The sequence below is a fragment of the Serratia sp. CY33802 genome (genome assembly GCF_052169095.1).
GTDB classification, from domain to species: domain Bacteria; phylum Pseudomonadota; class Gammaproteobacteria; order Enterobacterales; family Enterobacteriaceae; genus Serratia; species Serratia bockelmannii.
Genome location: NZ_JBJNLL010000001.1, coordinates 966,355 through 993,127, shown reverse-complemented (window position 1 = coordinate 993,127; position 26,773 = coordinate 966,355). Strand labels below are relative to the sequence as shown.

The following is a 26,773-nucleotide window of genomic DNA, read 5'->3' as shown; positions in this document are numbered from 1 at the left end:
TAACACGGCATGAATAATTTTATTTCGGCACGCCTCGACAGATAAAATAATAATCCGCCAGACGCCGTGCCCAGATAAAAAACGACGATAATTCGCTGTGCGCGCCGTGAAAATGCAGAATGAATAACTGCTCAGGATGGTGTGGGCGACAGCCTGCGCCAACGCGGTTTCATCACGTTGTTTTTACACTAAAACCCCACCTGCTTCACATTTCTCATCCGACCTGCCGCGGTTCGGCGGCAAAACTTCTACTGTTAAAACGTCATTCCTAATAACAACGTTGATTTTTACCTCTGCACGCCAAGGAGTTGTTTCATGAAAAACATCAGGTCCGGATTTATCTGGCTGCTGGTGGCGTTGGTCGGCGCCTTCGCTTTCGCCATGCTGGCGCTCAGCCGTGGCGAGCACGTCAACGCCGTCTGGCTGGTGGTCGCCGCCGTCGCCTGCTACAGCATCGCCTACCGCTTCTACAGCCGGTTCATTGCCGACAAGGTCTTTGAACTGGATGACCGTAGTCTGACCCCGGCAGAACGTCACAACGACGGCCTGGACTACGTGCCCACCAACAAATGGGTGCTGTTCGGCCACCACTTCGCCGCCATCGCCGGTGCCGGGCCGCTGGTGGGGCCGATCCTGGCCGCGCAGATGGGCTTCCTGCCGGGAACCATCTGGATCCTGATCGGCGTCATGCTGGCCGGCGCGGTGCAGGATTTCCTGGTGCTGTTCATCTCCACACGCCGCGACGGCCGTTCGCTGGGGGAAATGGCCAAGCAAGAGCTGGGCGCATTCGCCGGGGTGATCACCATGCTCGGCGCACTGGGGGTGATGATCATCATCCTGTCGGCGCTGGCGCTGGTGGTGGTAAAAGCGTTGGCCGACAGCCCGTGGGGGCTGTTCACCATCGCCGCCACCATCCCGATCGCCCTGTTCATGGGCATCTACATGCGCTTTATCCGGCCGGGCAAAATCGCTGAAATTTCGGTGATTGGCTTCGTGCTGATGCTGCTGGCGATCGTTTACGGCGGCAACGTCGCGCAAGATCCCTATTGGGGGCCGTTCTTCACGCTGCACGGTACCACCCTGACCTGGGTGCTGGTGATCTACGGCTTCGTCGCCTCGGTGCTGCCGGTGTGGCTGCTGCTGGCGCCGCGCGATTACCTTTCCACCTTTATGAAAATCGGCGTCATCATCGGCCTGGCTATCGGCATCGTCTTCGCCATGCCGGAGATGAAAATGCCGGCGGTCTCGCGCTTCATCGACGGCAGCGGCCCGGTGTTCGCCGGCGCCCTGTTCCCGTTCCTGTTCATCACCATCGCCTGCGGCGCCATTTCCGGCTTCCACGCGCTGGTCTCCAGCGGCACCACGCCCAAGCTGGTGGAACGCGAAAGCCACATTCGCTTTATTGGCTACGGTGCCATGCTGATGGAGTCTTTCGTCGCCATCATGGCGCTGATCTGTGCCTCGGTGCTTGATCCGGGCGTTTACTTCGCCATGAACTCGCCGGCGGCACTGATCGGCACCACGGTGGAAAATGCTTCGCAGGTGATCAACAGCTGGGGCTTTATCGTCACGCCGGAAACGCTGGCGCTGATCGCCAAAGAGGTGGGCGAGAACTCCATCCTGTCGCGCGCCGGCGGCGCCCCGACCTTCGCCGTGGGCATGGCGCACATCATCAGCGAGGTGTTCAACAGCCGGGCGATGATGGCCTTCTGGTACCACTTCGCCATTCTGTTCGAAGCGCTGTTCATCCTGACCGCCGTCGACGCCGGTACCCGCGCCTGTCGCTTTATGGTGCAGGATTTGGTGGGCGTGGCGGTACCGCAGTTGGCCAACAACCGCTCCTGGTTCGGCAACCTGGCGGGCACCACGGTGGCGGTGGCCGGTTGGGGTTTCTTCGTGTATCAGGGCGTGGTCGATCCGCTCGGCGGCATCAATACCCTGTGGCCGCTGTTCGGTATCGGCAACCAGATGCTGGCGTCGATGGCGCTAATCCTCGGCACCGTGGTGCTGTTCAAGATGAAAAAACAGCGCTACGCTTGGGTCACCATTTTACCGACCGCCTGGCTGTTTGTGACCTCCATGACCGCCGGCTGGCAGAAGATCTTCCACGAGAAACCGAGCATCGGTTTCCTGGCGCAGGCGAAGAAGTTCTCCACCGGCATCGAGCAAGGCACGATCATTGCGCCGGCCAAGTCTTTGAAAGACATGGAAACCATCGTGTTCAGCAACCAGATCAACGCCGCGCTGTGCGGGTTCTTTATGCTGGTGGCGGTAACCATGCTGATTGCCGCCTTCTTCGCGATCCGCCGGGCGCTGCGTTCCGAACAGCCGACGACGCACGAGGTCGGCGCCGCGCTGCGAGAGGAGACCGGCCGCGGCTAAACGAACCGAGCATCAAGCAAGGGCGCCGCGGCGCCCTTTTTACTGGCTTTAGCCTAACAGCGTTGAGCCGAAGGCCCCCTGCCAATCCTGCTCGAATTTCTCGACCGCGGCCTGCACCGCCGGCACGCTGAGGAACTGCTCCGCGACGTCCACCGGCAGCGTGATGGCCTGGCAGCCCGCCAGCAGGCATTCCAGCGCCTGGCGCGGTGTTTTGAAGCTGGCGGCCAGCACCTGCGCCGACGGCGCGTGCAGGCTCAGCAGCTGCTGCAGCTCGTGCACCATTTCAATACCGTCGCCGCCCTGCGCGTCAACCCGATTGACGTAAGGCGCCACATATTCCGCCCCGGCCAAGGCGGCCAACAGCCCCTGCCCGGCACCGTACACCGCGGTGCCCAGCGTCGGGATGGACATCGTTTTAAGCTTCTTGATCGCCGCCAATCCCTCCGCGGTTGCCGGGATCTTCACCACCAGCCCCGGTACCCGCTGGCTGAGCAGCGACGCCTCCGCCACCATGCGCTCCGCATCGGCCGCCATCACCTGCGCGAATAGCTTGCCGGTGCCGCCAAGGGCGTCGCGCAGCGCAGGCAGCACTTCCCAGATCGGCTTGCCTTCCTTCGCCACGATGCTCGGGTTGGTGGTGACGCCGTGCAGCGGCAGAATGCGCGCCAGGCGTTTTACCGCGGTCACATCGGCGGTATCGAGATAAAGCTCCATCACGGACTCCTGTGTCATGTTCTGTGGGCGGATTCAAACTCTGATCATCATAGGGCAAAAACCCCGTCAACTTTTGATCAAAATCAATTCAACTTTCATTCGAAAGATCTTTAATGGCGAAAGATTCAGCAACGCCAAACGGGTGATTCATGTTCTTCAATCTGCAGCGCTACTCGACCCATGATGGCCCCGGCATCCGCAGCGTGGTCTTTTTAAAAGGGTGCCCGCTGAGCTGCCGCTGGTGTCAGAACCCGGAAAGCCGCTCGCGCCACGCGGATCTGCTGTTTGACGAGCGCCTGTGTCTGAGCGGCTGTACGCTGTGCACCGAGCGCTGCCCACAAGGCCTGCTACGTGACGAGGGCGCACTGACGCTGCGGCGCGACGTCATCAGCGCAGACGACTACGCGGCGCTGGCCGCCGCCTGCCCAACCGGCGCGCTCAGCCTGTGCGGCAGCGTGGTCAACCCCGACGATATCATGGCCGAGGTGATGCGGGATAAGCCTTTCTACCTGCGCAGCGGCGGCGGTTTAACGCTGTCCGGCGGCGAACCCTTTATGCAGCCGGAGGCCGCGGCGGAGCTGCTGCGGCGCGGTCGCGAAGCCGGCATCCACACCGCCGTCGAATCCTGTCTGCACGTACCGTGGCATTACATCGCCCCTTCGTTGCCCTGGCTGGATCTGCTGTTGGCCGATCTCAAACACACCGATGAAGCGCGTTTTAAAACCTGGACCGGCGGCTCGGCCCGCCGGGTGATGAACAATTTTCGCCGGCTGGCGGCGCACGGCGTGCCAATGACCGTGCGCGTACCGCTGATCCCCGATTTCAATGCCGATCGCCACTCTGTCCGCGCGATTGTCGACTTCGCCGCCGACGAGATCGGCGTATCGGAGATCCACTTTCTGCCGTACCACACGCTGGGCATCAACAAGTATCACCTGCTCGGCGAACCCTACCGCGCCGCCCGCACACCGCTGGACGCGCCCGATCTGCTGGCCTTCGCCGAAACGTACGCCGGCGCCAAAGGCCTGACCGCCATTTTGCGAGGATAACGCCATGACCACATTGGATTTGACCACCCTCAGCGCCCGTATTCAGGCGCATAAGAACGCGCTGATCCACATCGTCAAACCGCCGGTGTGCACCGAACGCGCGCAGCACTATACCGAGGCCTATCAGCAGCATCAGGATCGGCCGTTGCCGGCGCGCCGTGCGCTGGCGCTGGCCAACCACCTGGCGAAGCGCAGCATCTGGATCGCCAACGACGAGCTGATCGTCGGCAACCAGGCCAGCGAGCTGCGCGCCGCGCCGATCTTCCCCGAATACACCGTCGGCTGGATAGAAAACGAGATAGACCAGTTGGCAGACCGGCCGGGCGCCGGCTTCTCGGTCAGCGAAGAGAATAAGGCGATTTTGCACCGTCTGTGCCCATGGTGGCGCGGCCAAACGGTGCAGGATCGCTGCTACGGCATGTTCACCGACGAACAAAAGGCGCTGCTGGCCACCGGCATCATCAAGGCCGAGGGCAACATGACCTCTGGCGACGCCCATCTGGCGGTCAACTTCCCGCTGCTACTGGAACATGGCCTCGACGGCCTGCGCGAAAAAGTGAACGCGCGCCGCAGCCGCCTGCGCCTGACCGAGTGGGAAGATCTGCACAAAGCGCAGTTTCTCAACGCTATCGATATCGTGCTGACGGCGCTGAGTGAGCACATCCTACGCTTCGCACGCCTGGCGCGCGATATGGCGCAACGCGAAACCCGCGACTGGCGTCGCACCGAGCTGCTGGCTATCGCAGACAACTGCGACCTGATCGCCCATCGCCCGCCGCAAACCTTCTGGCAGGCGCTGCAACTGTGCTATTTCATCCAGCTGACGTTGCAGATCGAATCCAACGGCCATTCGGTTTCCTTCGGTCGCCTCGACCAATATCTTTATCCCTGGTATCGGCGCGACGTGGAGCTGGAGCAAAACCTGGCGCGGGAAGACGCCATCGAGCTGCTGCACAGCTGCTGGCTGAAGCTGCTGGAGATCAACAAGATCCGCTCCGGCTCGCACTCCAAGGCCTCCGCCGGCAGCCCGCTGTACCAAAACGTCACCATCGGCGGGCAAAAACGGGTCGATGGGCGGCCGTGTGACGCGGTCAATCCGCTGTCCTACGCCATTCTCGAATCCTGCGGCCGCCTGCGTTCCACCCAGCCCAACCTCAGCGTGCGTTACCACGCCGGGATGAGCGCCGATTTCCTCGACGCCTGCGTACAGGTGATCCGCTGCGGCTTCGGCATGCCGGCATTCAATAACGACGAAATCGTCATTCCCGAGTTCATCAAGCTGGGGGTCGAGCCGCAGGACGCTTACGACTACGCCGCCATCGGCTGTATCGAGACCGCCGTCGGCGGCAAATGGGGTTATCGCTGCACCGGCATGAGCTTCATCAACTTCGCCCGCGTGCTGCTGGCGGCGCTGGAACAAGGCCGCGACGCCACCTCCGGGCAGATCTTCCTGCCGCAGGAACAGGCGCTGTCCAAAGGAAACTTCGCCGATTTCGAACAGGTCTTAACCGCCTGGGATCGGCAAATTCGCTACTACACGCGCAAGTCGATCGAGATCGAGTGCGTGGTGGACAGCGTGCTGGAGGAGAACGCCCACGATATCCTCTGCTCCGCGCTGGTGGATGACTGCATTGAACGCGGCAAAAGCATCAAGCAAGGCGGCGCCAAATACGACTGGGTTTCCGGCCTGCAGGTCGGCATCGCCAACCTGGGCAACAGCCTGGCGGCGGTGCGCAAACTGGTGTTCGACCAAGGGGCAATCGGCCAGCAGCAGCTGGCGGCCGCGCTGGCCGAAGACTTCGCCGGACTGGATGGCGAACAGCTGCGTCAGCGGCTGCTCAACGCCGCGCCCAAATACGGCAACGATGTGGACGAGGTCGATCGGCTGCTGGTGCGCGCCTACCAAACCTACATCGAAGAACTGAAACAGTACCGCAACACCCGCTTCGGCCGCGGGCCGATCGGCGGCGGCTACTACGCCGGCACCTCGTCGATTTCGGCCAACGTGCCCTTCGGCGCCGCCACCCTGGCCACGCCGGATGGGCGCAAGGCGCACCAGCCTCTGGCGGAAGGCGCCAGCCCGGCGTCCGGCACCGACCACCTGGGGCCAACGGCGGTGTTCAATTCGCTCGCCAAGTTGCCAACCGAGGCGATCCTTGGCGGCGTGCTGCTCAATCAAAAGCTGAATCCGGCGACGCTGGACAACCCGCGCGATCGGGAAAAGCTGATGCTGATGTTGCGCACCTTCTTCGAGAGCTATCGCGGTTGGCATGTGCAGTACAACATCGTGTCGCGCGAAACGCTGCTGGCGGCGAAGCAACACCCTGACCAATATCGTGATTTAGTGGTTCGCGTAGCTGGCTATTCCGCTTTCTTTACCGCATTATCCCCTGAGGCGCAGGATGATATTATTGCGCGCACAGAACATACTCTTTAAACCTTTGACTCTTAGCGGCCGCGCCTTGGCGGCCGCATCATCAGGCCGATATGAATTTACGACAACAGACCATATTGCAGTTGGTTAACGATCGCCGGCGGATCAGCGTCAATGAGCTGGCGCGGGCCTCGGGCGTATCGGAAGTCACCATCCGGCAGGATCTCAACCTGCTGGAAAAACGCAGTTATTTGAAGCGCGTACACGGTTCCGCCGTGGCGTTGGAAAGCGACGACGTCGACGCTCGCATGATGTCCAATTTCACCCTCAAACAACGATTGGCACAGTACGCCGCGGCGCAGGTCAACGACGGTGAGACGATCTTCATCGAGAGCGGCAGCGCCAACGCCCTGCTGGCGCGCTACATCGCCGAACGCAAGCGTATTACGCTGATCACCGTCAGCCACTATATCGCCAACCTGCTGAAAGAAACCGACTGCGACGTGATTGTCCTCGGCGGCATGTATCAGAAGAAAAGCGAGACCGTGGTCGGCCCGCTCACACGGCTGTGCATTCAGCAGGTGCATTTCAACAAGGCGTTTATCGGCATTGACGGCTTTCAGGCCGAAACCGGCTTTACCGGCCGCGACATGATGCGCGCCGACGTGGTCAGCGCGGTGCTGGCCAAGGGCGTGGAGAATATCGTGCTGACGGACTCCAGCAAATTCGGCCAGATCCAACCCAACCCGCTGGCGCAGCCGGGGCAAATCAGCCGAGTGATCACCGATTCACGCCTGGCGCTGGAGTATCAGCATCAGCTGAAACGCCAGGGCGTACAGGTGGAGCTGGTCAACGAATAACGCGGGCCGCCACCGCACCTCTCGCGTCGCGCGGGCCACGCCGCGCGCCGTTTCCCTTGTGCAACGGGATTTTAAGACTATTTACCTGTTTATCCTTTCAGAGAAACCTATACTCAGTTTCGGTCACTTTTGGACCGTAACCTGCTAATTATTCGGCCGTTAACAAAAAGTGCCATTTTTTATATCGATACTGTACGGGAATCAACAGCAGGCCTGATTTATGGTTAGCGCCTATACTTAGAGGGCACTTCCATATAGCCAATGCTAAGGAGAAGTCATTATGATGATTATCAATAAACGTTTCGCCACCGCCGCTCTGGCTCTGACTCTGGCGTTTTCACTGAGCGCCTGTTCCAACATGTCCAAACGCGATCGCAACACCGCTATCGGCGCCGGCGCCGGTGCAGTCGGCGGCGCAGTGCTGACAGACGGCAGCGCGTTGGGCACACTGGGTGGGGCTGCGGTAGGGGGCATCATCGGTCACCAGGTTGGCAAATAACCTTTCCGATGTTCCTCTGCCGACAGGCGGGCAAAAGCGCCGAGGCGCTTTGACGTATTAACCAGAATAACGATGATTTCAGGTCTGCTTTACTTTAAGTCTATGGTTCTTTCGCCGTTAACGGGCTAACCCCCGGCAGCAACAGCCTCAAGCCATGCCGCAGCATTGCACTGCGGCATGGCGATTCGCCTCAACCGCCCGCCAGTTTGACCTTCATGCCTTTGGCTTCCAGTAGCTGTTTGAGCAGATCGCGTTTATCGCCCTGGATCTCGATGATCCCGTCTTTCACCGAACCGCCGCAGCCGCATTTCTTTTTCAGTTCGGCCGCCAGTTTGTCGAGCGCAGCGTCATCCAGATCGACGCCGGTAATCAGGCACACGCCCTTCCCCTTGCGGCCGCTAGTCTGACGCTGGATGCGCACGATGCCGTCGCCCTTGGCGCGTTGCGGTTTAACGTCTTCCTGCTTGATGCGGCCGGTGTCCGTGGAATACACCAGGCGGCTGTTATCGTCATTCATCGGCGGTTCCTCAGGCCAAAGAGGCGCGGATCGCGCGCAGCGTCGCGGCCGGATCCGCAGATTGGGTGATCGGACGCCCAATCACCATGTAGTCCACGCCAGCGGCCTGCGCCTGCACTGGCGTCATAATGCGGCGCTGATCGCCCGCCGCGCTGCCTTCAGGGCGGATCCCCGGCGTCACCAGCTGGAAAGCCTGCCCGCAGGCGGCCTTCAGGCGCTGCGCTTCATGAGCCGAACACACCACGCCGTCCAGCCCGCAGTCGCGGGTCAGGCGCGCCAGGCGCTCGGCGTGTTCCGCCGGGCTGGCTTCGATACCAATGCCGCGCAGGTCTTCCGCTTCCATACTGGTGAGCACCGTCACGGCGATCAGCAGCGGCGCATCCGCCCCGAATGACGTCAGCGCTTCTTTAGCGGCGGTCATCATGCGCGCGCCGCCGCTGGCGTGGACGTTGACCATCCAAACGCCCAACTCGGCCGCCGCCGCGACCGCATGCGCGGTGGTATTGGGAATATCGTGGAATTTCAGGTCAAGAAATACGTCGAAGCCACGCCCGTGCAGATCGCGCACCAGCTGCGGCCCGAACAGCGTGAACATTTCTTTGCCCACTTTCAGCCGGCAGTCTTGCGGATCGATACGGTCGGCGAACGCCAGCGCGGCATTCTTATCGGCGTAATCTAACGCCACAACGATTGGAGATGATTTTAAGTCATTGTTATTAGCGTTATTTTCAGACTTCATTTCTTCTACCTTCTGTAAAATAGACATAATCAGGGACTCACCCGCGAAACTGACCGCCGCATTCTACATGCCGGGGGCCAGAAATCCCAGCCGCAGCGCGCACCGGCGCTCTGTCATGCTACCTCTCACCTTTGTCATGGCGCGTCAACGAAAGCGCGCCAGCGATAAACCACGCAGCGTAAAACGCCGTAAAGATGCGTAAATTATCAATCAAATATTTTGAATAAATTACTCAGCATTATCAGATTTTCAATCGGCCAAGATGCTTTATTATTCACCACATCGGAAGCGAATGGCTTCCTTCCTAAATAAACAGACTGGAGTCACCTATGAAAACCATCAAATATTTTGCAGCCGCTGCCGCTATCGCACTGACCTCTTTCGCCACTTTCGCCGCTGAGCCGATCAGCAGCCAGCAGGCCGATAGCCTGACCGCCACCGGCGTCGTTTCCGCAGGTCATGCGACCACCCTCAGCAGCCTGGAGAAAAAACTGGCCGCTAAAGCGGATGCCCAGGGCGCCAGCAGCTACCGCATCATCTCCGCCGGTGGTAACAACATGCTGAGCGGCACCGCGGTCATCTACAAATAATGTTTCCGGTACAGGGCCCGCTCGCTCGGGCCCTGCCTCTGTTTCCCGCCTGAAAAAACCGCATCTTGTTCGCCTTACACTGTTACAAAAATATTAAATTTTTATTACACACTAGACACCCGATCGCCAGTGGCTTAGCTTGAAGGCATCTTCCTGCAGAAAGGCTTTCAAAATGAGCGAGATATCGACACTTACCATTAAAATTCCTCTGGCACTGAAGGAAAAAATCCGCGCCGCCGCCGCTGAAAACGAGTTTTCATTGAGCGTGGAAGTGTGCCAGCGCCTGGAAAGCAGCTTCAGCGCCCCCGCCGCCAAGGCAGAAAAACCGACCAAAAAGGCGGATGAGCTGCACCACGGCGAGATCGACAATCAAAGCACTGAAGAAGAGATTGAACAGCCGCTGAGCCAGAAAGAGCTGAAGAAACTGCGTCAGCTGTTGAAAACCGGCGCCAAAGGCGGCAAGAAAAAGTAAGCGATGAACGTAGAAAAACGGGGCGATGAATCGCCCCGTTTTATTTTGTCGCGCCGCCGCGTTATTGTCCGTCCAGACCGCGGATCGGTTTGACCGATGACCAGGCGCGGCACGACGGACAATGCCAATAGAGCGAGTGTGCGGTAAATCCGCACTTGTGGCAGCGGTAACGCGGCTTGGTGCGAATTTGCTCGCCGACCATATCGCGCAACAACAGCAGACTCTCTTTCGCACGGCCGTCTTCGGCGTCCGCCAGGTGATAATCCATCAGCCGATAAAACACCCGCATAGTGGGATGACGCTGTAGCTGACGGTTGATATAGACCTGCACCACGTCGCGCCCTTCGTGCTGCTCGATGATCTCGGCCAACATCAGATCGGCGGTAGCGCCGGTGTTCTCTTCTACGCAGCGCTTAAGGAATTCAGCCCAGTTGTGCTGTTGTTCCGGCAGATGCGTGTAGCATTCCTGCAGCATCGGCAGCGTTTCGCTGACCAATTCTTTGTCCTGGCTCAGTACGCGCTGCAGCGACTCTACCGCTTTGGCGTAGTCGTTTTGCGCCATGTAGATGCGCCCGAACATGATGGATACTCGTGCACACTGTTTATCGGCCGCGTCCGCACGCTTAAGTAAGCTCATCGCCCGATCGAGATCGTCACTGCCCATCGCCTGCAATGCCAGCTCACAGTAGAAATGCGCAATCTCGACGCGCTGTTTCTCTTTGCCCAGCTTGACCAGCTTTTCCGCCACGTCGATGGCTTTCTGCCAATCGCTGGTGGCCTGATGGATCACCAGCAACTGCTGCAGCGCCGATACGCGGAAATCCGCTTCGTCAGTCAACTGGCTGAACATGTCTTCCGCGCGATCGTACAGCCCGGCCGCCATATAGTCGCGGCCCAGCTGCTGTACCGCCAGCAGGCGCTGTTCGAAGGTCAGGGAAGCGCTTTCCATCAAGGCCTGATGGATGCGGATAGCACGGTCGACTTCGCCGCGCGAGCGGAACAGGTTGCCCAACGTCAGGTGGGCCTCAACGGTGTTGCTGTCCTCTTTCAACATGTCGAGGAACAGATCGACCGCCTTATCCTGCTGGTTGGAAAGCAGAAAGTTCACCCCTGCCACGTATTCACGCGACAGGCGGTTGGCTTCTTGCTGTTTATCCTGCTGAGCGCTTCTGCGCCCCATGTACCAACCGTACGCGGCAGCCACGGGCAGCAACAGAAACAGCAGTTCTAACATAGAGGGTTATTCCTTGCTGACAACGGCCTGAGCCGCCGGTTCAGCGGGCTGCTCAAGCTGCAGCTCCAGCCTTTTGATCTTGCGCTCGGCGCGGCCCAGCGCAATGCGCGTGCGCAGGTAGAACAGGCCGCAAATGATCCAACCGAGAACGAAGCCGGCGCCAAACAGCGTGGCCAACAGGGTCGATACGCGATAATCGCCCTGCGCAACCAGATAGTTAAAATTGACCACCTGATCGTTATGCGCACCCAAAGTGACGGAAATCACGAAGATCACCAGAACCAACAAAAAAATCAGCAAATATTTCACATTCTTTCCCGCGATGCCGAGTGAATCGGATGAACGATGCCAAAACGTGGCGTCCCTAACCCTTAAGTTAGCATTTCCCGCTGCGGCAGGGAAACCCTGCGGCACGATAAAACCACATATCTGCTGGCATATTCGGCAGTAAACGGCTTTAGCGAACAAATTGATGAGAAAGCTTCTCAAAACGTCGAATTTATAAGGATATGGGGGCAACCGTGTGGATTGCAATGGCGGGAAAATGTAAGCGATTGATGCGGCGCCGATCCGACGCCGCGCTTTTTGTGACATCGTCACGTTAAGACATGATTAACCCGCCATCCACATTGATGGTTTGGCCGGTGATATAATCGGCATCATCTGAGGCAAGGAAGGCCACGAGACCCGCCACATCTTCGGGTTGCCCGGCACGCTTGAGCGGAATACCCGCCACCCACTCGGCCATCAACTCCCCTTTGCCGTAAGTTTTTTCCGGGCCGCTGAGAATTTCTCCCCAAACGCGGTCGTTATATTCCCACATCTCGCTTTCAATGATGCCGGGGCAGAATGCATTGACGGTGATGCCATGTGTCGCCAGCTCAAGCGCTAAACTCTGCGTAATGCCGATCACTCCCATTTTGCTGGCGGCGTAATGCGGTGTGTAAATAAACCCGTTACGCCCCTGGCCGGAAGAGGTGTTGATCAGGCGCCCCTTGCGCTGGCCGACCATATATTTAGCCGCCTCCCGGCAACAGAGCCAGACCGCCGTAGTATTTACCGCCAACACTTTCTCAAAATCGCTTTTAGGCATCTGGTCAAAACGATCGATAGTGATCACCCCGGCGTTCTGAATAGAAACGTCGATCGCGCCAAATCGCTCCCAGACCTGACGATAAAAATCAACTACCTGTGCTTCATCGGTAACGTCGAGGATGACCGGCAGCACCGCCACCCGATAACGCTGGCGCAGCGTTTCCGCCGCGGTCAGAATGCGCTCCGCATTCGATGCGATCGCCAGATTGGCACCCAAACTGGCGAAATGCTCGGCGATACCGGCGCCAATGCCGCGGCATGCGCCGGTAATCACCACGGTTTTCCCCGTGAAGTCACGATTCATGATTGTTCTCCTGTTATCAATGAGGCCATCTGCGGCCGCCACAAGGTGCGCTGTACCGCCTGCCGCCACGCGCTGTAGCTTTCCTGCAGCTGGTGGTGGCGCTGCATATCGGGTTTAAACTCATCATGTTGAGGCGACAGTGCCGCCAGTTGCCGATCGGTAGCTCCCCACAGGCTGCGCATCGCCATCAACGCCGCCCCCAGGGCCGACAGTTCCGCCGTGTTGCTGCGCCACACCGGGCAACCCAGCAGATCGGCCTGAAACTGCATCAGCCAGTCATTGCGGCTGGGGCCGCCATCGGCCATCAGCCCCTGCAGCGCAAAACCCGGTTGTTGCCGCAGTACGCCGATCACATCGGCGATTTGATAAGCCACCGATTCAAAAGCGGCCCGCACCAAATGTTCTCGCCGCGTGCCGCGGCTGAGCCCGCAAATCACGCCGCGCGCCTGCTCATCCCACCAGGGTGCGCCGGCACCGGTCAGCGCCGGTACAAAATAGACACCACCGCTATCGGGCACGCGAACAGGCAGTTCACTCAACGGCGCTTCGTCCTTCGACGGCATGGCGGCGATATCCAGCATCCAGGCGATAGCGTCGCCGGTGTGGGGAATATTGCCCTCCAGTGCGTACTGCATGCGTCCACCGTCATGCCAAGCGATGGTCGTTGCCAGAGCGCTCGTATCGCATTGCGCGTCGGCGATTGGCGCCATCACCGATGATCCGGTGCCATAGGTGGCTTTGACCTGCCCAGCCTGACCCAGCGCATGGCCATAAAGCGCCGCATGCGAATCCCCTACCATCGCAGCAATTGGAATGCCGTCGGCAATGCCGTCCAATCCCAACGTCGTACCGAACAGATGGCTGGAGGGATGGATCGTCGGCAGCGCCTGACGGGGAATATTGAACAGCGCCAGCATCTGCTCGTCCCAATCGCCGGAAACAAGGTTCAGCAGCTGAGTGCGAGCGGCGTTGGAGATATCGCAACCGAATGCCTGTCCTCCGCTCAACTGCCACAGCAGCCAGGCATCGATGGTGCCCAGGCACAGCTCGCCGTTCTCCGCCAACCGCTGTCCCTCTTCGCAGTGATCGAGCAACCAACGCATTTTCGACGCCGAGAACAAGGGTGAAAGCGGCAAACCGGTGGCGCGACGCACTGCTTCCTCCTGCCGATCGCGCCGCAGCCGTTCGCAGAAATCGGCGGAACGCGCGCATTGCCAAGTTAAGGCAGGCCCGATAGGCTGGCCGTTGGAACGCCGCCAGCCGATGGCGGTTTCACGCTGGTTGCTGATGGCGATACCGGCAATGCGGGATGATCCGGCTAACGCAATAGCCTCCCGCAATACCGCCAGAGAGGCCGCCAGCAAGGTCTCGCCCCGTTGCTCCACCCAACCGGGCTGCGGCGTCTGCAACGTCAGTGGCCTGCTGGCCCTGGCGACGATCGTACCCTGCGCATCCACCACCACGGCCTTGGCGTTGCTGGTGCCCTCGTCCAACGCGACAATGCAATCCGCTTTAACCATGGCTCACCTCAGCCAGCGGCTGCACCGCTTTTTTTTCCTGGCGCTGCATCAGAATGACCTTGCTCTGCAAACGCTGCTGGAACTGGTCAATCACCACGGCGGTGACGATCACCAGCCCTTTAATCACCATTTGCCAGAACTCGCTGACGCCCATCATCACCAAGCCGTCCGCCAGAAAAACGATCACAAAGGCGCCGATGATCGAACCGAATACCCTGCCGCGACCACCGCTCAGCGCCGTACCGCCCAGCACCGTCGCGCCGATGGCGTCCATTTCGAACATATTGCCGGTCATCGGGTGCGCGGTTTGCAATTGAGAAGCGATGACCAATCCCACCAGCGCCGCACACAGCCCGGAAAACGCATAGACGAACATTTTCACTTTGACAATCGGCACCCCCGACAGCCGCGCCGCCGGCTCATTGCCGCCAATGGCATAGATATAACGGCCCAGCGGCGTTTTCTTGGTGAGATAGATCCCCAACAACACGATGGCCAACATCAGCCAAATCGGGTTGTAAATTCCCAGGAAGGTGCCAGACCCCAGGACAGCGAAACCGGTGTTGCCCAGCGCTTCCATGCCCACCAGATTGGGATAGGTTTTGCCGTCCGCCGTCAGCAACGCCGCCCCACGCGCCACGTACATCGCACCCAGGGTGCAGATGAATGGCGCAACGCCGAGCCGCGTGATCAGCGTGCCGTTGATCAAACCCAACAACACGCCCAACAGCGCCACCGCGCCGATCACTTCAAAAATGTTGAGAAACAGCCGATTGCCCTCCCACAGCGGGATACCGACGGTCAATAGCGCACCGGCAATCATCCCGCACAAACCGGCCACCGCGCCGACCGACAAGTCGATGCCGCCGGTGAGGATCACCAGCGTCATGCCAACCGCCAGCAGCCCGGTAATCGCCACGTGCTGCGTCATGATCAGCAGATTAGAGACGGTCAGAAAATTCGGCACCATGCTGCTGAAGAACAGCACCACCAGCAACAGGGCGATGAAGGTGCGCGCCTGCAGCAAATACATATACAACCGATACTTGGTTTGCATTGCCTTATCCTTATGCATGAGGGGTTGAGGCGCGGATCAGCGTTTCGCGATCGGCCCGTTCACGCGGCAGATCGGCCGTCAGCTGCCCGTCCGCCATCACCATCACCCGGTCGGCCAGTGAGACCACCTCATCCAGCTCCGATGAAGAGAACATCACCGCCAACCCCTGGCGCGCCATCGCGCCAATCAGGTGGTAAACGTCCGTTTTGGCACCGACGTCAATTCCGCGCGTCGGCTCATCAAGAAACACCACCTGCGGCCCGGTCAGCAGCGCCTTGCCCAACACCACTTTCTGCTGATTGCCGCCGCTCAGGCTGGTAATTGGCAGCTCCCGGTCACTGACCTTGATCGCCAGTTTTTCGATCATGCCATCGACCAACGTACACTCCCCGGCCGACGCCAACGGCCGTAGCGCATTACGTCCCAGGCTGGCCAGGGTCATGTTGGCCTTGATCGACATCATCTGCACCAACCCCTCCGCCTGCCTGTCTTCCGGCACCAGCGCCATGCCCAACGCCATGCGTTGACGGAATCCCAGCCGCTCCACGCTTTTGCCGTTGAGCAAAATGCGACCTGCCGTCTGGCGCATCACGCCGTTGAGCACTTTGAACAGTTCGGTACGGCCGGCCCCCAGCAGGCCATAAATGCCGATCACTTCCCCTTTGCGCAGTGAAAAACTGACGTCGTTAAGGCAATAGCCGCCGTTTTCACGCGGCAGCGTCAGCTGTTCGACCTTCAACACTTCATCCCCTTGTTCTGCCGCGCAATAATCAAAGTGCTTGCTCTTTTCCCCCACCATCTTTTCGATGATCCACGGAATGCTGACGTTACTGACCGGTTCGGCGGCAACAAAACGCCCGTCGCGAAACACCGTGATGCGATCGCCAATCTCCATCAGCTCTTCCAGTCGGTGAGAAATGTAGATGATGGTGACGCCGCGTTTTTTCAGATCGGCGATCACCCGAAACAGCGTGCGCACTTCGGCCTGACTCAGCGCCGACGTCGGCTCATCCATGATCAGCACCCGGGTGTCCTTCGCCAGGGCACGGGCAATTTCAACCAGCTGCTGATGACCGATACCGAGGCTGCCCAACGGCGTATGCGGATCGATATCCAACTCCAGCCGCTGCAGCAAGGATTTGGCCAGCTGATACTGGTAGTCCACATTGATACGGCCGCGCTGGAAGAACTCGTTGGCCATAAAAATGTTGTCCATGACCGACATGTTGGGGAACAGGTTCAGCTCCTGAAAAATAATGCTGATCCCGAGCCGCTCCGCCTGCTGCGTGGAGGTTAACGTCACCGCTTTCCCCTCCAGCTCGATAGTGCCGGAGGACGGGGTTTCCACCCCCGCCAGCAGCTTCATCATGGTCGACTTGCCGGCGCCATTCTCGCCGATCAGCACGTTGACCTGGTTGCGAAACACTTGATAACACACGCTATCCAACGCGGTGACGCCCGGATAGAGACGCGAAACGTTGCGCGTTTGAATAATGATCGGATCGCTCATCACGCCCCCTTAAGGTTGAATGCGCACCGGCGTGATCAACAGCGGCTCGGCAGGTGCCTGCCAGCTGCTGAATACACCATACACGGTAATGTGGTCACCCACCTTGGGCTGGGATCCGGCCAGTTCGTCGATCGAAGCCTGGTTAATCGCCCTGGCAAAATCGCCGAACAGCGCTTGGTCATTGAAATCGCTGTAGCTCAGGCCGCGATAGCTGTCGCGTAACGCCGTACCGCGGTAGACCGGCCCGATCTGCACCTCCACGCTGCTGAGCGGCGCATCGGTCAGTGCGAGCGTTAATTTTCCGCTGCGCGAGCGGGTGTTGACCGCCGCAACTTCACCGCTGACCTTAACGTTGAAGTAACAAGGAAACTCCGGTTGAGCACGGTACCCCAGCAGGCCGCAAGCGCTGTCAAAATCCTTGGCCTGGGCGATCCGGGCGATCAGCTCGCCCAGCGGCTGCGCCGTTTTGACCACTTGCGGGGCGATTTTGCTGCGGTAAATCTCCGCTGCCTGCGCCACATGTGGATTCACCGGGGAGCGAAGCTCCGCCAGCTTTTTCTCCGAGACGATACGGCAACCGCTCAACGCCAGGACGACGATGAGGGTCAACGCAATGCGCATCGACATAACAACACCTCCGATCGCACCCCGCCGCCAGGACGGGGTGGTGAAAGACGCCGCTCAGCGCGGGTTACGGTTTGAAGTTGAAGTCACTGACCCGTTGCGCATTGTCTTTGCCGATCAGGATGCCGCGGAACATCACGCGTTCCTTGCCGGTATAGCTGCCGGATTGGAAATAACCGTCGAGGATTTCAACGCCCTGCGCAGCGATAGCCTGCGCCTGCAACATCACGCTGGCGTAGAGGTTGCCGTTAAGAATGGCGTCACGTTCATCGTTGCTGCCGTCGATGCCCACCACGGTGACATCCTGCCGGCCAGCGGCCTTCAGCGCCGCCACTGCGCCCAGCGCCACCGGGCCGTTGCCGCAGATCACGCCCTTGATGTCCGGATGCGCCTGCAAAATGCTGTCCATGATGCGTTTCCCCTCTAGCAGATTACCCTTGGCATCCTGACGCGCCACGCTGACCATCTCAGGATATTGGTCGATCACGTTGTGGAACGACTGCGAACGCGTAACGCAGTTATTGTCCGCCAGGTTGCAGGTCAGCTCGGCGTATTTGCCGGTTTCCCCCATTTTTTCCACAAACTGGTTGGCGACGTCCGAGCCGGCCTGGAAGTTGTTATGGGTGATCTGCGCCAACGCCACGCCATCAACCGGGATCTCGCGGTTGATCAGCACCACTGGAATGCCGGCGTTTTTCGCCTGCTGTACGGCGGCGACGCTGGCCTGGGAATCGGCGTTATCCAAAATGATGCCCTGAACCTTACGGCCGATAACCAGGCTGATGAGCTCTCCCTGGCGCTTAACGTCTTCGCCGTGCGACAGCACCAGCGTCTGATAGCCGAGAGACTTGGCTTTGGCCTCGGCCCCCTTGGCTTCCGCGGAGTAATAAGGGTTGTCCAATGAGTTGACGAGGATGGCGATCGTGCCCTTTTCCGCCGCCATGGCAGAGGTGAAGGCAAAACCGGTGAGCAGGGTAAGGTAAGTGGCTATTTTTCTCATGATGGTGTTCTCTTATCGTTGTGTTGAACATCGTCTGGTGTTGGCGATCGCTGCGGTTGCCGCTTACCAAATGGTAAAACCGCCGTCGATCATCAGGTCCGCGCCGGTAATCATGTCGCTGCCGTTGCTGGCAAAAAACAGGATCGCCGCCGCGATTTCATCGGTATAAGCAAAACGCCCCAGTGGGATCAGCTTTTTCATCGCCTCGCCCTTTTCGCCTCGCCAGGCTTTCTCTCCCATAGGCGTCAGCACCACGGTGGGCGATAACGTATTGACGGTGATGCCGTGCGGCGCCCACTCTTTGGCCATCACCTTGGTCATGCCTAGCAGCCCCGCCTTGGCGGAGGTGTAAGCACAGTGATCGTCAATGGCGATGGAAGCCGCCTGCGACGCGATGTTGATGATTTTCCCGCCGTGGCCGGCGGTTATCGCGCGGCGCGCCAGTTCTTGTGAGCACAGGAAAGGCCCGGTGAGATTGACCGCCAGATGGCGCTGCCACTCCTCGAGCGTGACTTCTGTCGCCGGCTGCAAATTAACGTAGCCGGCGCAGTTGACCAGGATATCGAGCCGGCCAAAGCGCCGCTCAGCCGCGTTGAAGGCGGCAGCCACCGAGTCGGGTTCGGTCACGTCGCACACCTGACAGAACACCTGTTCATCGCCCAACTCTCGCAGCGCTGCCGCGGCCTTGTCTTGTTCAAAGGCCGGATACATCAACACCAGGCGCGCGCCCTTTTCCAACAGCAGGCGATTGGCTGCCATCGCGATGCCGCCCAAACCGCCGGTGATTACCGCAACCTTCCCTGCCAGCGACATCCGGCTATCGACACCGTAGCGTAAATTAACGTCATATTCGTTCCGCTCCATCGCATCCCCCTATTGAGTTAACTGTGCATGCAATCCTGCCGCATCGATGGCGTATTGCCGCCGCAGCGCCGCCCGGCTGCTGCTGTGGGTAAATTCGTAAGCCGGCACGCCCAGCGCGGTAAACGGCCGCGGCAGCTGATGCCGCAGCAACAATTCACCGATGATGGTGCCTAAACCACCGCTGAGCGCATGTTCCTCCATGGTCAGCACCCGGCGGTGCGAGCGCATTAGCGCCACTACCGCCGCCTCATTGAGTGGCCAGAGCGAAGGGAGAGAGACAATGGTCGGGTTATCGCCCAATGCCAGCACCTTCATCGCTTCATGAGCCACCGTGCCCAAACAGAACACCAGGTTATCTTCCCCCTGGTGCAACACCTCCGGCTCTCCCGGACGGAATTGGTAATCCGCGTTCAACACCGGCAACTTGTCGCTGTCCATACGGATATAGGCTGGGCCGGGTTGTGCGATAACATAACGGACAATCTCTGCCGCTTGCCGCGCATCCGCAGGCGCATAGACGCAGAGATTGCCCAGCGTGCGGGCAATGGCGATATCGTTCATGCAATGGTGCGTCGCCCCCAGCGGCCCATAGCCGAATCCGGCATTCAGGCCGAGCATTTTCACGTTGGTCTCCGTGTAGCAAACATCGTTTTTCATCTGTTCGTTAGAACGAGCGAAAAGGAAAGGTGCCGCGTTGGCGGTAAAGACCGTGCGGCCGCTGAGCGCCATGCCGGCGGCCATGCCTACCATGTTCTGCTCGGCGATACCGACGTTCACCACCCGCTCCGGATAAGCCTGCTCAAAGGGCGCGATTTTCGACGTGGACGTGGAATCCGCCACCATCACGCTCAGATCCGCACCCGCCCGTTGCTGTTCGATCAACGCCGTTACCACCGCATCGCGTAAATCCTGCATGTTTACCCCTCCAGTTCCGCCAGCGCCTGCGCCAGCTGTTGTTCGTCCGGTACCGCGTGATGCCAGGCGGCAACGTTAGCCATAAACGACACGCCGTGCCCCTTTTCGGTATTGGCCAAAATCACTCGCGGCTTGTCCTGGCTCGGGCGTTGGATCGCCGCCACCAGCGCCGCCGGATCGTGGCCGTCACATTCCAGAGTTTCAAAGCCGAAAGCGCGCCATTTTTCCGCCAACGGTTCCAGCGGCATGATGGCCTCTGTCTTTCCCGCCAGTTGCAGCCGGTTGCGATCGACGATGGCAATCAGGTTATCCAGCTTAAATTTGCTGGCCGCCATCGCCGCCTCCCAATTGGAACCCTCTGCCAGTTCGCCGTCGCCCAGCAACACGAAAGCGCGGCGATGCGCACGCCCCGCCAGCTTGTTGCCCAGCGCCAGCCCCACGCCGATCGGCAGCCCATGCCCCAAACCGCCAGAGTTAATCTCCACCAGCTCCGGCAGCTTCTGCCGCACCGGATGCCCGGCCAACAAGGTGTCGTCGCCCATGAACTGATCGAGCACCGCAGGATCCAGCAAGCCCATCGCCGCGCAACTGCAGTAGAAACCGCCGGCGCCATGCCCTTTAGACAAAATGAACCGATCCTGATCGGGCCGGGCATTGCTGCGATCCATCACCGCCATATACAAGGTGCAGATGATGTCGATCTCCGACAGATCGGCGCCGGTATGGCCCTTGCCTGCCTTATGGTTCATGGTCACCACATATCGGCGCGCCTGGCGTGCCGTGTTTTTAATCGCCTGAAAGTCCATCGTCACCTCTGCATAAGCGCCCTGATTATCGTTATCGCATCGAAATTGATCCGTTAACTCGCCATTGATTTTCGAATGGAAATCATATGCAGCAAAAACGATAATTAATGTGGGCAAGATCAAATTTCAAGCAAAAGCGCTTACCAGACAATCAAAGAATCAATAAAAACCAATAAATAACAATAATATAAAGTAAAATCACCGAGTTTGATTTAGTTTTTACCGTTGATTTCATTGGACTCCATTGATTTTCGAACAAAAACCAATGCAGTTTATCCGTGGCTTTATCAATAATCGCGAGCTAAAATTCAGCGCATCAATAAGGAGTTGCCGTAGCAAACCGCGTGGCGGGAACTGACAGGTACTGATAGGTGCAGGAGTCTTTCGATTGAAAAGCAAAAGCGAACAGCTGGCGGAAATGCAGCAACGGCGCGAAAAGATCCTCGACATGATCCGCGAAGACGGCTCGGCGACGGTCAAAATGCTTACCGATACCTTCAAGCTGACCGAGGCGACCATTCGTACCGATCTGCGCGTCCTGCAGCAGCAAGGCTATGTGCAGCGCTTCCACGGTGGTGCAACCCTGGTTGATGGCAAGCAAAATACTCATGCCATGCTGCTGGAACGCCAGGTTAACCTGACCGCCAAAGATCGCATCGGCAAGCTCGCCGCCGGTTTTATCGAACCCGGCGACACCATCATTCTTGATTCGGGCACCACCACCACGGCTATCGCCAATCACCTGAATCACATAAAGAAACTGTCCGTTATCACCACCGGCGTCAATATTGCACTGCAGCTGGGCGGCGAACCGGGCGTGAATATTTTGCTGACCGGGGGCTCATTCAAATTCCCTACGCTCTCCACCTCCGGGGACAAAGCCGCCAGCTTCTTCGAAAACGTGCTGGCGCAAAAACTGTTCCTCGCGACGGCCTGCATCTCGCCCCGCCACGGGCTCAGTTTCCCAAGCGAAACCGACATCAAACTGAAAATGGCGATGATCAATGCAGCCAACACGGTGTATGTGGTGGCCGACTCAAGCAAGATCGATAAGGTTTCAATGTTTGCGCTGCCTTGTGACTGGCAGCATATCGACTATTTGATTACCGACAACGGAATTAGCGATTCCGCACTGCAGGCATTTGAAAAGGTAGGCATTAAGGTCTTGGTGGCAGGCGCCTGAACGGCGCCTGTGAAAGAAGTGATTATTCCGGCTTGCGCGCCGCGATTTCCTGCTGCTCTTGCGGCGGCGGCGTCAGCGGACCGAACCAGCGCTGCGCCAGCCAGCAGGTGATCACCACCAGCAACCAACTGATCAACGTGGCCATTGCCAGATCGCGCGGCCAGTGCATGCCCAGCAGCAGACGGCTGCCCATCACACCCGTTGCCCACACCATCAGCAGCGCGACGGTTTTATAATGGCGGCGCGGCCACAGCAGCCCTACGCCCAACAGTGCCCAGGTGGCAGCGAACATGGTGTGCCCGGACGGAAAAGCAAAGCCGGTTTCAAACTGCCAGTGCTTGCGCAGCCAGTTCGGCACCAGCGTCTGATCTTGCAACTGCTCGCGCACCAGCGCGCTGCGCTCTTTGCGCTGCAGCGAGTAGAAATACTTGCCGTCCACACCGTGAGTTTGCTCCAACCACACCACGAAAGGACGCGGTTCTTGCACCCGATCCTTGATCAACGACTTCACGCCCTGCCCAATCAACAGCGCGGCGAAAAGCAGCATCGCCAGACCGATCGCCGGCTTCAGCCGAAAGCGCAGGCACCACAAAAACCAACCGCAAAGGATCGCGCTGGTCAGAATGCCCCACGGCGAGGTCACGGTTTCGGTCACCCAGTACAGCGCTTTGAGCAGCCGATCATTGCCGCCGGGCTGCCAGTGCCAGCCGGATGCCCATACTACCAGCGGCATCAACAGCAGCAGCAGCGCGCCGCCCGCCGTACGTTTCGCTATCTCATACATTCCCGTTTTCCTCTGCGTGAATCAGTCCGCAGTGTAACAAGAGTGCAATATTGATAACACGCGAAAAATTAAACAGATAGGCAACCTATCGCAATAATAGGTGGCCAGAAAACGCCATCTGCTGGTTTGCTGAGCACCGCCCGGCAAGAAGTTGTGGCAAAATAGCCGATAATTAACGAAATAGAGATCGGCGTAGCACGTTTTAGTCTTGGTCAATTCACTGAACCGGACTTAGGATGCGCGACAATGATTGAATCGTAGGTTTTTGTGGAGAATGACATGCAGCTTAAACGGGTGGCAGAGGCTAAACTGCCGACACCTTGGGGCGATTTCCTGATGGTAGGATTCGAAGAACTGGCGACCGGGCATGACCATCTGGCACTGGTATTCGGTGATATTTCCGGCGAAGTGCCGGTACTCGCACGCGTGCATTCCGAATGTCTGACCGGTGACGCCTTATTCAGCCTGCGCTGCGACTGCGGTTTTCAACTCGAAGCCGCACTGGAGCAGATCGCCGAAGAAGGCCGCGGCATCCTGCTTTATCATCGCCAGGAGGGCCGCAATATCGGCCTGTTGAACAAGATCCGCGCCTACGCCCTGCAGGATAAGGGCGCAGACACCGTGGAAGCTAACCATCAGCTCGGCTTCGCCGCCGACGAGCGCGACTTCACCCTGTGCGCCGATATGTTCAAACTGCTGGGCGTCGACGCGGTGCGTTTGCTGACCAACAACCCGAAAAAGGTCGAGATCCTGACCGAAGCCGGTATCAATATCAGCGAGCGCGTGCCGCTGATCGTCGGCCGCAATCCGAAGAACGAACGCTATCTGGCCACCAAGGCCGCCAAAATGGGCCATTTGCTCGACCAGAAGTGATCGCTACCGCGGTGGAAACAATCAGGGCGCCTCGCGGCGCCCTTTTTATTGCTTAATTACAGCATTTTCCTGATCACATAGTGCAGGATACCGTCGTTTTCGTAGTAGGTCAGCTCATTGCCGGTATCGATGCGGCAACGGGTGTCGACCACTTCCTTGCGCCCGTCGGCATAGGTGATATGCACCGGCACCGTCTGGCCCGGCTGCAGCTGTTGCAGGCCGCCAACGCTGATCTGCTCATCCCCGGTCAGCCCCAGGGTTTTGCGCGTCACCCCTTGCGGGAACTCCAGCGGCAAAATCCCCATGCCAATCAGGTTTGAGCGGTGAATGCGCTCGAAGGATTCGGCTATCACCACCCGCACGCCCAGCAGGCGCGGCCCCTTCGCCGCCCAGTCGCGGCTGGAGCCGGAACCGTACTCTTTACCGGCGATCACCGCCAGCGGCACTTTCTCCTGCTGGTACTGCATGGCGGCGTCGTAGATAGACAGCTGCTGTTGCGACGGAATATGGCGCGTATAGCCGCCTTCCACGCCCGGCACCATTTCGTTGCGAATGCGGATGTTGGCGAAGGTGCCGCGCATCATCACTTCGTGGTTGCCGCGGCGTGAACCGTAGGAGTTAAAATCCTGCGGCGCCACGCCGTGCTCGCTCAAGTAACGCCCCGCCGGGCTGTCGCGCTTGATGTTACCCGCTGGCGAGATGTGGTCGGTGGTCACCGAGTCGGCCAGAATCGCCAGAATGCGCGCGTCCTTGATGTCCTGCACCGGATCCGGCTTCACCTTCATGGTGCTGAAGAACGGAGGATGGCGGATATAGGTAGAATCCTCCTGCCATTGATAGGTCGCCGAACCGGTCACCTGGATCGCCTGCCAGTTGGCGTCGCCGTCGAACACTTCGCCGTATTCCTTGTGGAACATCTCGGTGCGCACTTCTTCCACCGCCTGAGCGATGTCCTGGCTGCTCGGCCAGATGTCCTTCAAATAGACCGGCTGACCGTCATTACCCTCGCCCAGCGGCTCTTTGGTCAGATCGATCTTCATGCTGCCCGCCAGCGCATAAGCCACTACCAGCGGCGGCGAGGCCAGCCAGTTGGTTTTCACCAGCGGGTGGATGCGCCCTTCGAAGTTACGGTTGCCCGACAGCACCGCGCCCACGGTCAGATCGCCCTCTTTGATCGCCTGCTCGATGGGATCCGGCAGCGGCCCGGAGTTGCCGATACAGGTGGTACAGCCATATCCCACCAGGTTGAACCCCAGCTCTTCCAGATAGGCGGTGAGTTTGGCACTGTCAAAGTAGTCGGTCACCACTTTGGAACCCGGCGCCAGCGAGGTTTTTACCCAGGGTTTGCTGCGTAGCCCTTTCTTGACGGCGTTTTTCGCCAGCAGGCCGGCCGCCATCATGACGCTCGGGTTGGAGGTGTTGGTGCAGGAGGTGATCGCCGCAATCACTACCGCGCCGTCGCGCAGTTCGTGCTGCTGCCCGTCCAGCGTAAAGGTTTTGCTGTCGGTATTGGCCTTGTGGCCGCCGATATCCAGCTCGGTCGCGGCCGTGAACGCCTGCGGCACATTCGGCAGCGCGACGCGGTCCTGCGGGCGCTTTGGCCCGGCGAGGCTGGCTTCCACGGTTGACATGTCCAGCGCCAGTGAGCTGGTGAAGACCGGTTCATCACCCGGGTTGCGCCACATGCCCTGCGCTTTGGCGTAGGCTTCCACCAGCGCGATTTGTTCGGCGCTGCGGCCGCTGAGCTTCATATAGCCGAGCGTAACGTCATCCACCGGGAAGAAACCGCAGGTGGCGCCGAACTCCGGCGACATATTGGCGATGGTTGCCCGGTCCGCCAGCGGCAGATCGGCCAGCCCATCGCCGTAAAACTCGACGAACTTGCCGACCACGCCGTGCTTACGCAGCATTTGAGTCACCGTCAGCACCAGGTCAGTGGCGGTAATGCCCTCGCGGAGCTTGCCGGTCAGCTTGAAGCCGACCACGTCCGGGATCAGCATCGACACCGGCTGGCCCAGCATCGCCGCTTCCGCTTCGATGCCGCCGACGCCCCAGCCGAGAATGCCCAGGCCGTTGATCATGGTGGTGTGGGAATCGGTGCCCACCAGCGTATCCGGATAAGCCACGCGGCGGCCGCTTTCGTCGCTGTGCCACACCGTTTGGCCGAGGTATTCGAGGTTGACCTGGTGACAGATGCCGGTGCCCGGCGGCACCACGCGGAAGCGGTTGAAGGCTTTCTGCCCCCAGCGCAGGAAGGTGTAGCGCTCGTGGTTGCGCTGCATTTCGATACGCACGTTGTCTTCGAAGGCGTTATCGTCGCCAAATTCATCGACGGTAACCGAGTGGTCAATCACCAGATCCACCGGCGACAGCGGATTCACCTGGTCGACGTTGCCGCCCAGTCGCCGTACCGCTTCGCGCATCGCGGCCAGATCCACCACCGCCGGAACGCCGGTAAAATCCTGCATCAGCACGCGCGCCGGACGGTAGGCGATCTCACGGTCAGCATGGCCGGTTTGCAGCCAGGCGACGATGGCCTTGAGGTCGTCAACCTGCACGGTATCGCCATCCACATGGCGCAGCAGGTTCTCCAACAGCACTTTCATTGATTTCGGCAACCGGTCGATAGCACCCAGCTGCTTCGCCGCCAGCGGCAGACTGTAGTAGTAATATTCGCTATTCAGTGCAACCAGCTTATCCAGACTTGTTTCACGAAGATCGGACGACATAGCTCCTCCATTTCTTATTGTGACTAAAACAGGGTAATCAGTGAGGTCTTGTTTAAAGATACCACAAAGATAAGTTAAC

General features: G+C 59.2%; 25 protein-coding genes. 9 read left to right on the top strand and 16 right to left on the bottom strand.

Going from position 1 to position 26,773, the window contains the following annotated elements; all coding sequences use genetic code 11:
• Positions 1-315 precede the first annotated feature (315 nt).
• Positions 316-2,382, top strand: a complete 2,067-nt coding sequence (locus tag ACJ8HA_RS04705) for a carbon starvation CstA family protein (RefSeq protein WP_442515217.1) — start codon at positions 316-318, stop codon at positions 2,380-2,382.
• Between the two features lie 48 nt (positions 2,383-2,430).
• On the opposite strand, the gene fsa is transcribed toward ACJ8HA_RS04705, so the two are convergent.
• Entirely contained in the window at positions 2,431-3,096 is a 666-nt protein-coding gene (fsa, locus tag ACJ8HA_RS04700) for a fructose-6-phosphate aldolase (RefSeq protein WP_151428577.1), read from the bottom strand.
• Between the two features lie 149 nt (positions 3,097-3,245).
• Here fsa and ACJ8HA_RS04695 point away from each other — a divergent pair, with 149 nt between their 5' ends.
• The 4 genes from ACJ8HA_RS04695 to osmB all read left to right on the top strand — a co-directional run bounded on the left by ACJ8HA_RS04695 (position 3,246) and on the right by osmB (position 7,878).
• On the top strand, positions 3,246-4,145 hold the full coding sequence (locus tag ACJ8HA_RS04695; protein ID WP_197812536.1) for a glycyl-radical enzyme activating protein: 900 nt from the start codon (positions 3,246-3,248) through the stop codon (positions 4,143-4,145).
• A 4-nt stretch (positions 4,146-4,149) separates the two neighbouring features.
• The gene (locus ACJ8HA_RS04690) at positions 4,150-6,582 is read left to right on the top strand and encodes a formate C-acetyltransferase/glycerol dehydratase family glycyl radical enzyme (RefSeq protein ID WP_197812534.1); all 2,433 of its coding nucleotides are present in this window, start codon (positions 4,150-4,152) and stop codon (positions 6,580-6,582) included.
• Positions 6,583-6,632: 50 nt separating this feature from the next.
• The gene (locus ACJ8HA_RS04685) at positions 6,633-7,379 is read left to right on the top strand and encodes a DeoR/GlpR family DNA-binding transcription regulator (protein ID WP_004930631.1); all 747 of its coding nucleotides are present in this window, start codon (positions 6,633-6,635) and stop codon (positions 7,377-7,379) included.
• A gap of 280 nt (positions 7,380-7,659) precedes the next feature.
• The gene (gene osmB / locus ACJ8HA_RS04680; protein WP_004945176.1) at positions 7,660-7,878 is read left to right on the top strand and encodes an osmotically-inducible lipoprotein OsmB; all 219 of its coding nucleotides are present in this window, start codon (positions 7,660-7,662) and stop codon (positions 7,876-7,878) included.
• A 190-nt stretch (positions 7,879-8,068) separates the two neighbouring features.
• On the opposite strand, the gene yciH is transcribed toward osmB, so the two are convergent.
• Both yciH and pyrF read right to left on the bottom strand, forming a co-directional pair.
• Positions 8,069-8,395 carry a stress response translation initiation inhibitor YciH gene (gene yciH / locus ACJ8HA_RS04675; RefSeq protein WP_025303019.1) on the bottom strand — a complete coding sequence of 109 codons (327 nt, stop codon included), beginning with the start codon at positions 8,393-8,395 and terminating at the stop codon, positions 8,069-8,071.
• Positions 8,396-8,405: 10 nt separating this feature from the next.
• Positions 8,406-9,134: an orotidine-5'-phosphate decarboxylase gene (gene pyrF, locus ACJ8HA_RS04670; protein ID WP_025303020.1), complete on the bottom strand. Its 729-nt coding sequence runs from the start codon at positions 9,132-9,134 to the stop codon at positions 8,406-8,408.
• Positions 9,135-9,463: 329 nt separating this feature from the next.
• On the opposite strand from pyrF, the gene bhsA reads away from it, so the two are divergent.
• Both bhsA and ACJ8HA_RS04660 read left to right on the top strand, forming a co-directional pair.
• Positions 9,464-9,724, top strand: coding sequence for a multiple stress resistance protein BhsA (gene bhsA, locus ACJ8HA_RS04665; protein ID WP_025303021.1), 261 nt, complete (start codon positions 9,464-9,466; stop codon positions 9,722-9,724).
• Positions 9,725-9,896: 172 nt separating this feature from the next.
• Positions 9,897-10,196, top strand: a complete 300-nt coding sequence (locus tag ACJ8HA_RS04660) for an Arc family DNA-binding protein (protein WP_025303022.1) — start codon at positions 9,897-9,899, stop codon at positions 10,194-10,196.
• A gap of 61 nt (positions 10,197-10,257) precedes the next feature.
• Here ACJ8HA_RS04660 and lapB read toward each other — a convergent pair whose 3' ends face one another.
• From lapB to ACJ8HA_RS04605, 11 genes are all read right to left on the bottom strand, one after another.
• Entirely contained in the window at positions 10,258-11,430 is a 1,173-nt protein-coding gene (gene lapB, locus ACJ8HA_RS04655; protein WP_197812532.1) for a lipopolysaccharide assembly protein LapB, read from the bottom strand.
• A 6-nt stretch (positions 11,431-11,436) separates the two neighbouring features.
• On the bottom strand, positions 11,437-11,739 hold the full coding sequence (locus tag ACJ8HA_RS04650) for a LapA family protein (protein ID WP_025303024.1): 303 nt from the start codon (positions 11,737-11,739) through the stop codon (positions 11,437-11,439).
• A 292-nt stretch (positions 11,740-12,031) separates the two neighbouring features.
• On the bottom strand, positions 12,032-12,829 hold the full coding sequence (locus ACJ8HA_RS04645; RefSeq protein WP_025303025.1) for an SDR family oxidoreductase: 798 nt from the start codon (positions 12,827-12,829) through the stop codon (positions 12,032-12,034).
• Positions 12,826-14,349: an FGGY family carbohydrate kinase gene (locus tag ACJ8HA_RS04640; RefSeq protein ID WP_197812530.1), complete on the bottom strand. Its 1,524-nt coding sequence runs from the start codon at positions 14,347-14,349 to the stop codon at positions 12,826-12,828. Before ACJ8HA_RS04640 ends, ACJ8HA_RS04645 begins: the two co-directional genes overlap by 4 nt.
• Complete coding sequence (locus ACJ8HA_RS04635) at positions 14,342-15,406, bottom strand: ABC transporter permease (protein WP_025303027.1); 1,065 nt, start codon at positions 15,404-15,406, stop codon at positions 14,342-14,344. Before ACJ8HA_RS04635 ends, ACJ8HA_RS04640 begins: the two co-directional genes overlap by 8 nt.
• A 10-nt stretch (positions 15,407-15,416) precedes the next feature.
• Complete coding sequence (locus ACJ8HA_RS04630; RefSeq protein WP_099817196.1) at positions 15,417-16,916, bottom strand: sugar ABC transporter ATP-binding protein; 1,500 nt, start codon at positions 16,914-16,916, stop codon at positions 15,417-15,419.
• Between the two features lie 9 nt (positions 16,917-16,925).
• Complete coding sequence (locus ACJ8HA_RS04625) at positions 16,926-17,543, bottom strand: DUF2291 family protein (protein ID WP_060447745.1); 618 nt, start codon at positions 17,541-17,543, stop codon at positions 16,926-16,928.
• 64 nt (positions 17,544-17,607) lie between these two features.
• Complete coding sequence (locus ACJ8HA_RS04620; protein WP_025303030.1) at positions 17,608-18,540, bottom strand: D-ribose ABC transporter substrate-binding protein; 933 nt, start codon at positions 18,538-18,540, stop codon at positions 17,608-17,610.
• A 63-nt stretch (positions 18,541-18,603) separates the two neighbouring features.
• Positions 18,604-19,404 (bottom strand): GolD/DthD family dehydrogenase, encoded by an 801-nt coding sequence (locus ACJ8HA_RS04615; protein WP_025303031.1) that lies wholly within the window; start codon positions 19,402-19,404, stop codon positions 18,604-18,606.
• A gap of 9 nt (positions 19,405-19,413) precedes the next feature.
• Entirely contained in the window at positions 19,414-20,319 is a 906-nt protein-coding gene (locus ACJ8HA_RS04610) for a transketolase family protein (protein WP_089195944.1), read from the bottom strand.
• 2 nt (positions 20,320-20,321) lie between these two features.
• Positions 20,322-21,125: a transketolase gene (locus ACJ8HA_RS04605; protein WP_043142526.1), complete on the bottom strand. Its 804-nt coding sequence runs from the start codon at positions 21,123-21,125 to the stop codon at positions 20,322-20,324.
• A gap of 388 nt (positions 21,126-21,513) precedes the next feature.
• Between ACJ8HA_RS04605 and ACJ8HA_RS04600 the strand changes: the two genes are divergently transcribed.
• Positions 21,514-22,308, top strand: coding sequence for a DeoR/GlpR family DNA-binding transcription regulator (locus ACJ8HA_RS04600; protein WP_089180979.1), 795 nt, complete (start codon positions 21,514-21,516; stop codon positions 22,306-22,308).
• Positions 22,309-22,330: 22 nt separating this feature from the next.
• Here ACJ8HA_RS04600 and pgpB read toward each other — a convergent pair whose 3' ends face one another.
• A complete protein-coding gene (gene pgpB, locus ACJ8HA_RS04595) occupies positions 22,331-23,092 on the bottom strand; it encodes a phosphatidylglycerophosphatase B (protein ID WP_043142522.1) in 762 nt (253 codons plus the stop codon).
• A gap of 279 nt (positions 23,093-23,371) precedes the next feature.
• Here pgpB and ribA point away from each other — a divergent pair, with 279 nt between their 5' ends.
• Complete coding sequence (gene ribA / locus ACJ8HA_RS04590; protein ID WP_025303036.1) at positions 23,372-23,965, top strand: GTP cyclohydrolase II; 594 nt, start codon at positions 23,372-23,374, stop codon at positions 23,963-23,965.
• A gap of 56 nt (positions 23,966-24,021) precedes the next feature.
• Here the strand turns inward: ribA and acnA are convergent, their stop codons facing one another.
• Complete coding sequence (gene acnA, locus ACJ8HA_RS04585) at positions 24,022-26,694, bottom strand: aconitate hydratase AcnA (RefSeq protein ID WP_442515216.1); 2,673 nt, start codon at positions 26,692-26,694, stop codon at positions 24,022-24,024.
• Positions 26,695-26,773: the final 79 nt, after the last annotated feature.

Coding starts and splice junctions, on each gene's coding strand:
- ACJ8HA_RS04695 (WP_197812536.1), top strand. CDS start 3,246: ATGTTCTTCAATCTGCAGCGCTACTCGACCCATGATGGCCCCGGCATC.
- ribA (WP_025303036.1), top strand. CDS start 23,372: ATGCAGCTTAAACGGGTGGCAGAGGCTAAACTGCCGACACCTTGGGGC.
- ACJ8HA_RS04690 (WP_197812534.1), top strand. CDS start 4,150: ATGACCACATTGGATTTGACCACCCTCAGCGCCCGTATTCAGGCGCAT.
- fsa (WP_151428577.1), bottom strand. CDS start 3,096: ATGGAGCTTTATCTCGATACCGCCGATGTGACCGCGGTAAAACGCCTG.
- ACJ8HA_RS04685 (WP_004930631.1), top strand. CDS start 6,633: ATGAATTTACGACAACAGACCATATTGCAGTTGGTTAACGATCGCCGG.
- ACJ8HA_RS04610 (WP_089195944.1), bottom strand. CDS start 20,319: ATGCAGGATTTACGCGATGCGGTGGTAACGGCGTTGATCGAACAGCAA.
- ACJ8HA_RS04705 (WP_442515217.1), top strand. CDS start 316: ATGAAAAACATCAGGTCCGGATTTATCTGGCTGCTGGTGGCGTTGGTC.
- lapB (WP_197812532.1), bottom strand. CDS start 11,430: ATGTTAGAACTGCTGTTTCTGTTGCTGCCCGTGGCTGCCGCGTACGGT.
- ACJ8HA_RS04620 (WP_025303030.1), bottom strand. CDS start 18,540: ATGAGAAAAATAGCCACTTACCTTACCCTGCTCACCGGTTTTGCCTTC.
- ACJ8HA_RS04635 (WP_025303027.1), bottom strand. CDS start 15,406: ATGCAAACCAAGTATCGGTTGTATATGTATTTGCTGCAGGCGCGCACC.
- yciH (WP_025303019.1), bottom strand. CDS start 8,395: ATGAATGACGATAACAGCCGCCTGGTGTATTCCACGGACACCGGCCGC.
- ACJ8HA_RS04605 (WP_043142526.1), bottom strand. CDS start 21,125: ATGGACTTTCAGGCGATTAAAAACACGGCACGCCAGGCGCGCCGATAT.
- ACJ8HA_RS04640 (WP_197812530.1), bottom strand. CDS start 14,349: ATGGTTAAAGCGGATTGCATTGTCGCGTTGGACGAGGGCACCAGCAAC.
- ACJ8HA_RS04625 (WP_060447745.1), bottom strand. CDS start 17,543: ATGTCGATGCGCATTGCGTTGACCCTCATCGTCGTCCTGGCGTTGAGC.
- pyrF (WP_025303020.1), bottom strand. CDS start 9,134: ATGAAGTCTGAAAATAACGCTAATAACAATGACTTAAAATCATCTCCA.
- bhsA (WP_025303021.1), top strand. CDS start 9,464: ATGAAAACCATCAAATATTTTGCAGCCGCTGCCGCTATCGCACTGACC.
- ACJ8HA_RS04645 (WP_025303025.1), bottom strand. CDS start 12,829: ATGAATCGTGACTTCACGGGGAAAACCGTGGTGATTACCGGCGCATGC.
- ACJ8HA_RS04615 (WP_025303031.1), bottom strand. CDS start 19,404: ATGGAGCGGAACGAATATGACGTTAATTTACGCTACGGTGTCGATAGC.
- ACJ8HA_RS04630 (WP_099817196.1), bottom strand. CDS start 16,916: ATGAGCGATCCGATCATTATTCAAACGCGCAACGTTTCGCGTCTCTAT.
- acnA (WP_442515216.1), bottom strand. CDS start 26,694: ATGTCGTCCGATCTTCGTGAAACAAGTCTGGATAAGCTGGTTGCACTG.
- ACJ8HA_RS04660 (WP_025303022.1), top strand. CDS start 9,897: ATGAGCGAGATATCGACACTTACCATTAAAATTCCTCTGGCACTGAAG.
- pgpB (WP_043142522.1), bottom strand. CDS start 23,092: ATGTATGAGATAGCGAAACGTACGGCGGGCGGCGCGCTGCTGCTGCTG.
- osmB (WP_004945176.1), top strand. CDS start 7,660: ATGATGATTATCAATAAACGTTTCGCCACCGCCGCTCTGGCTCTGACT.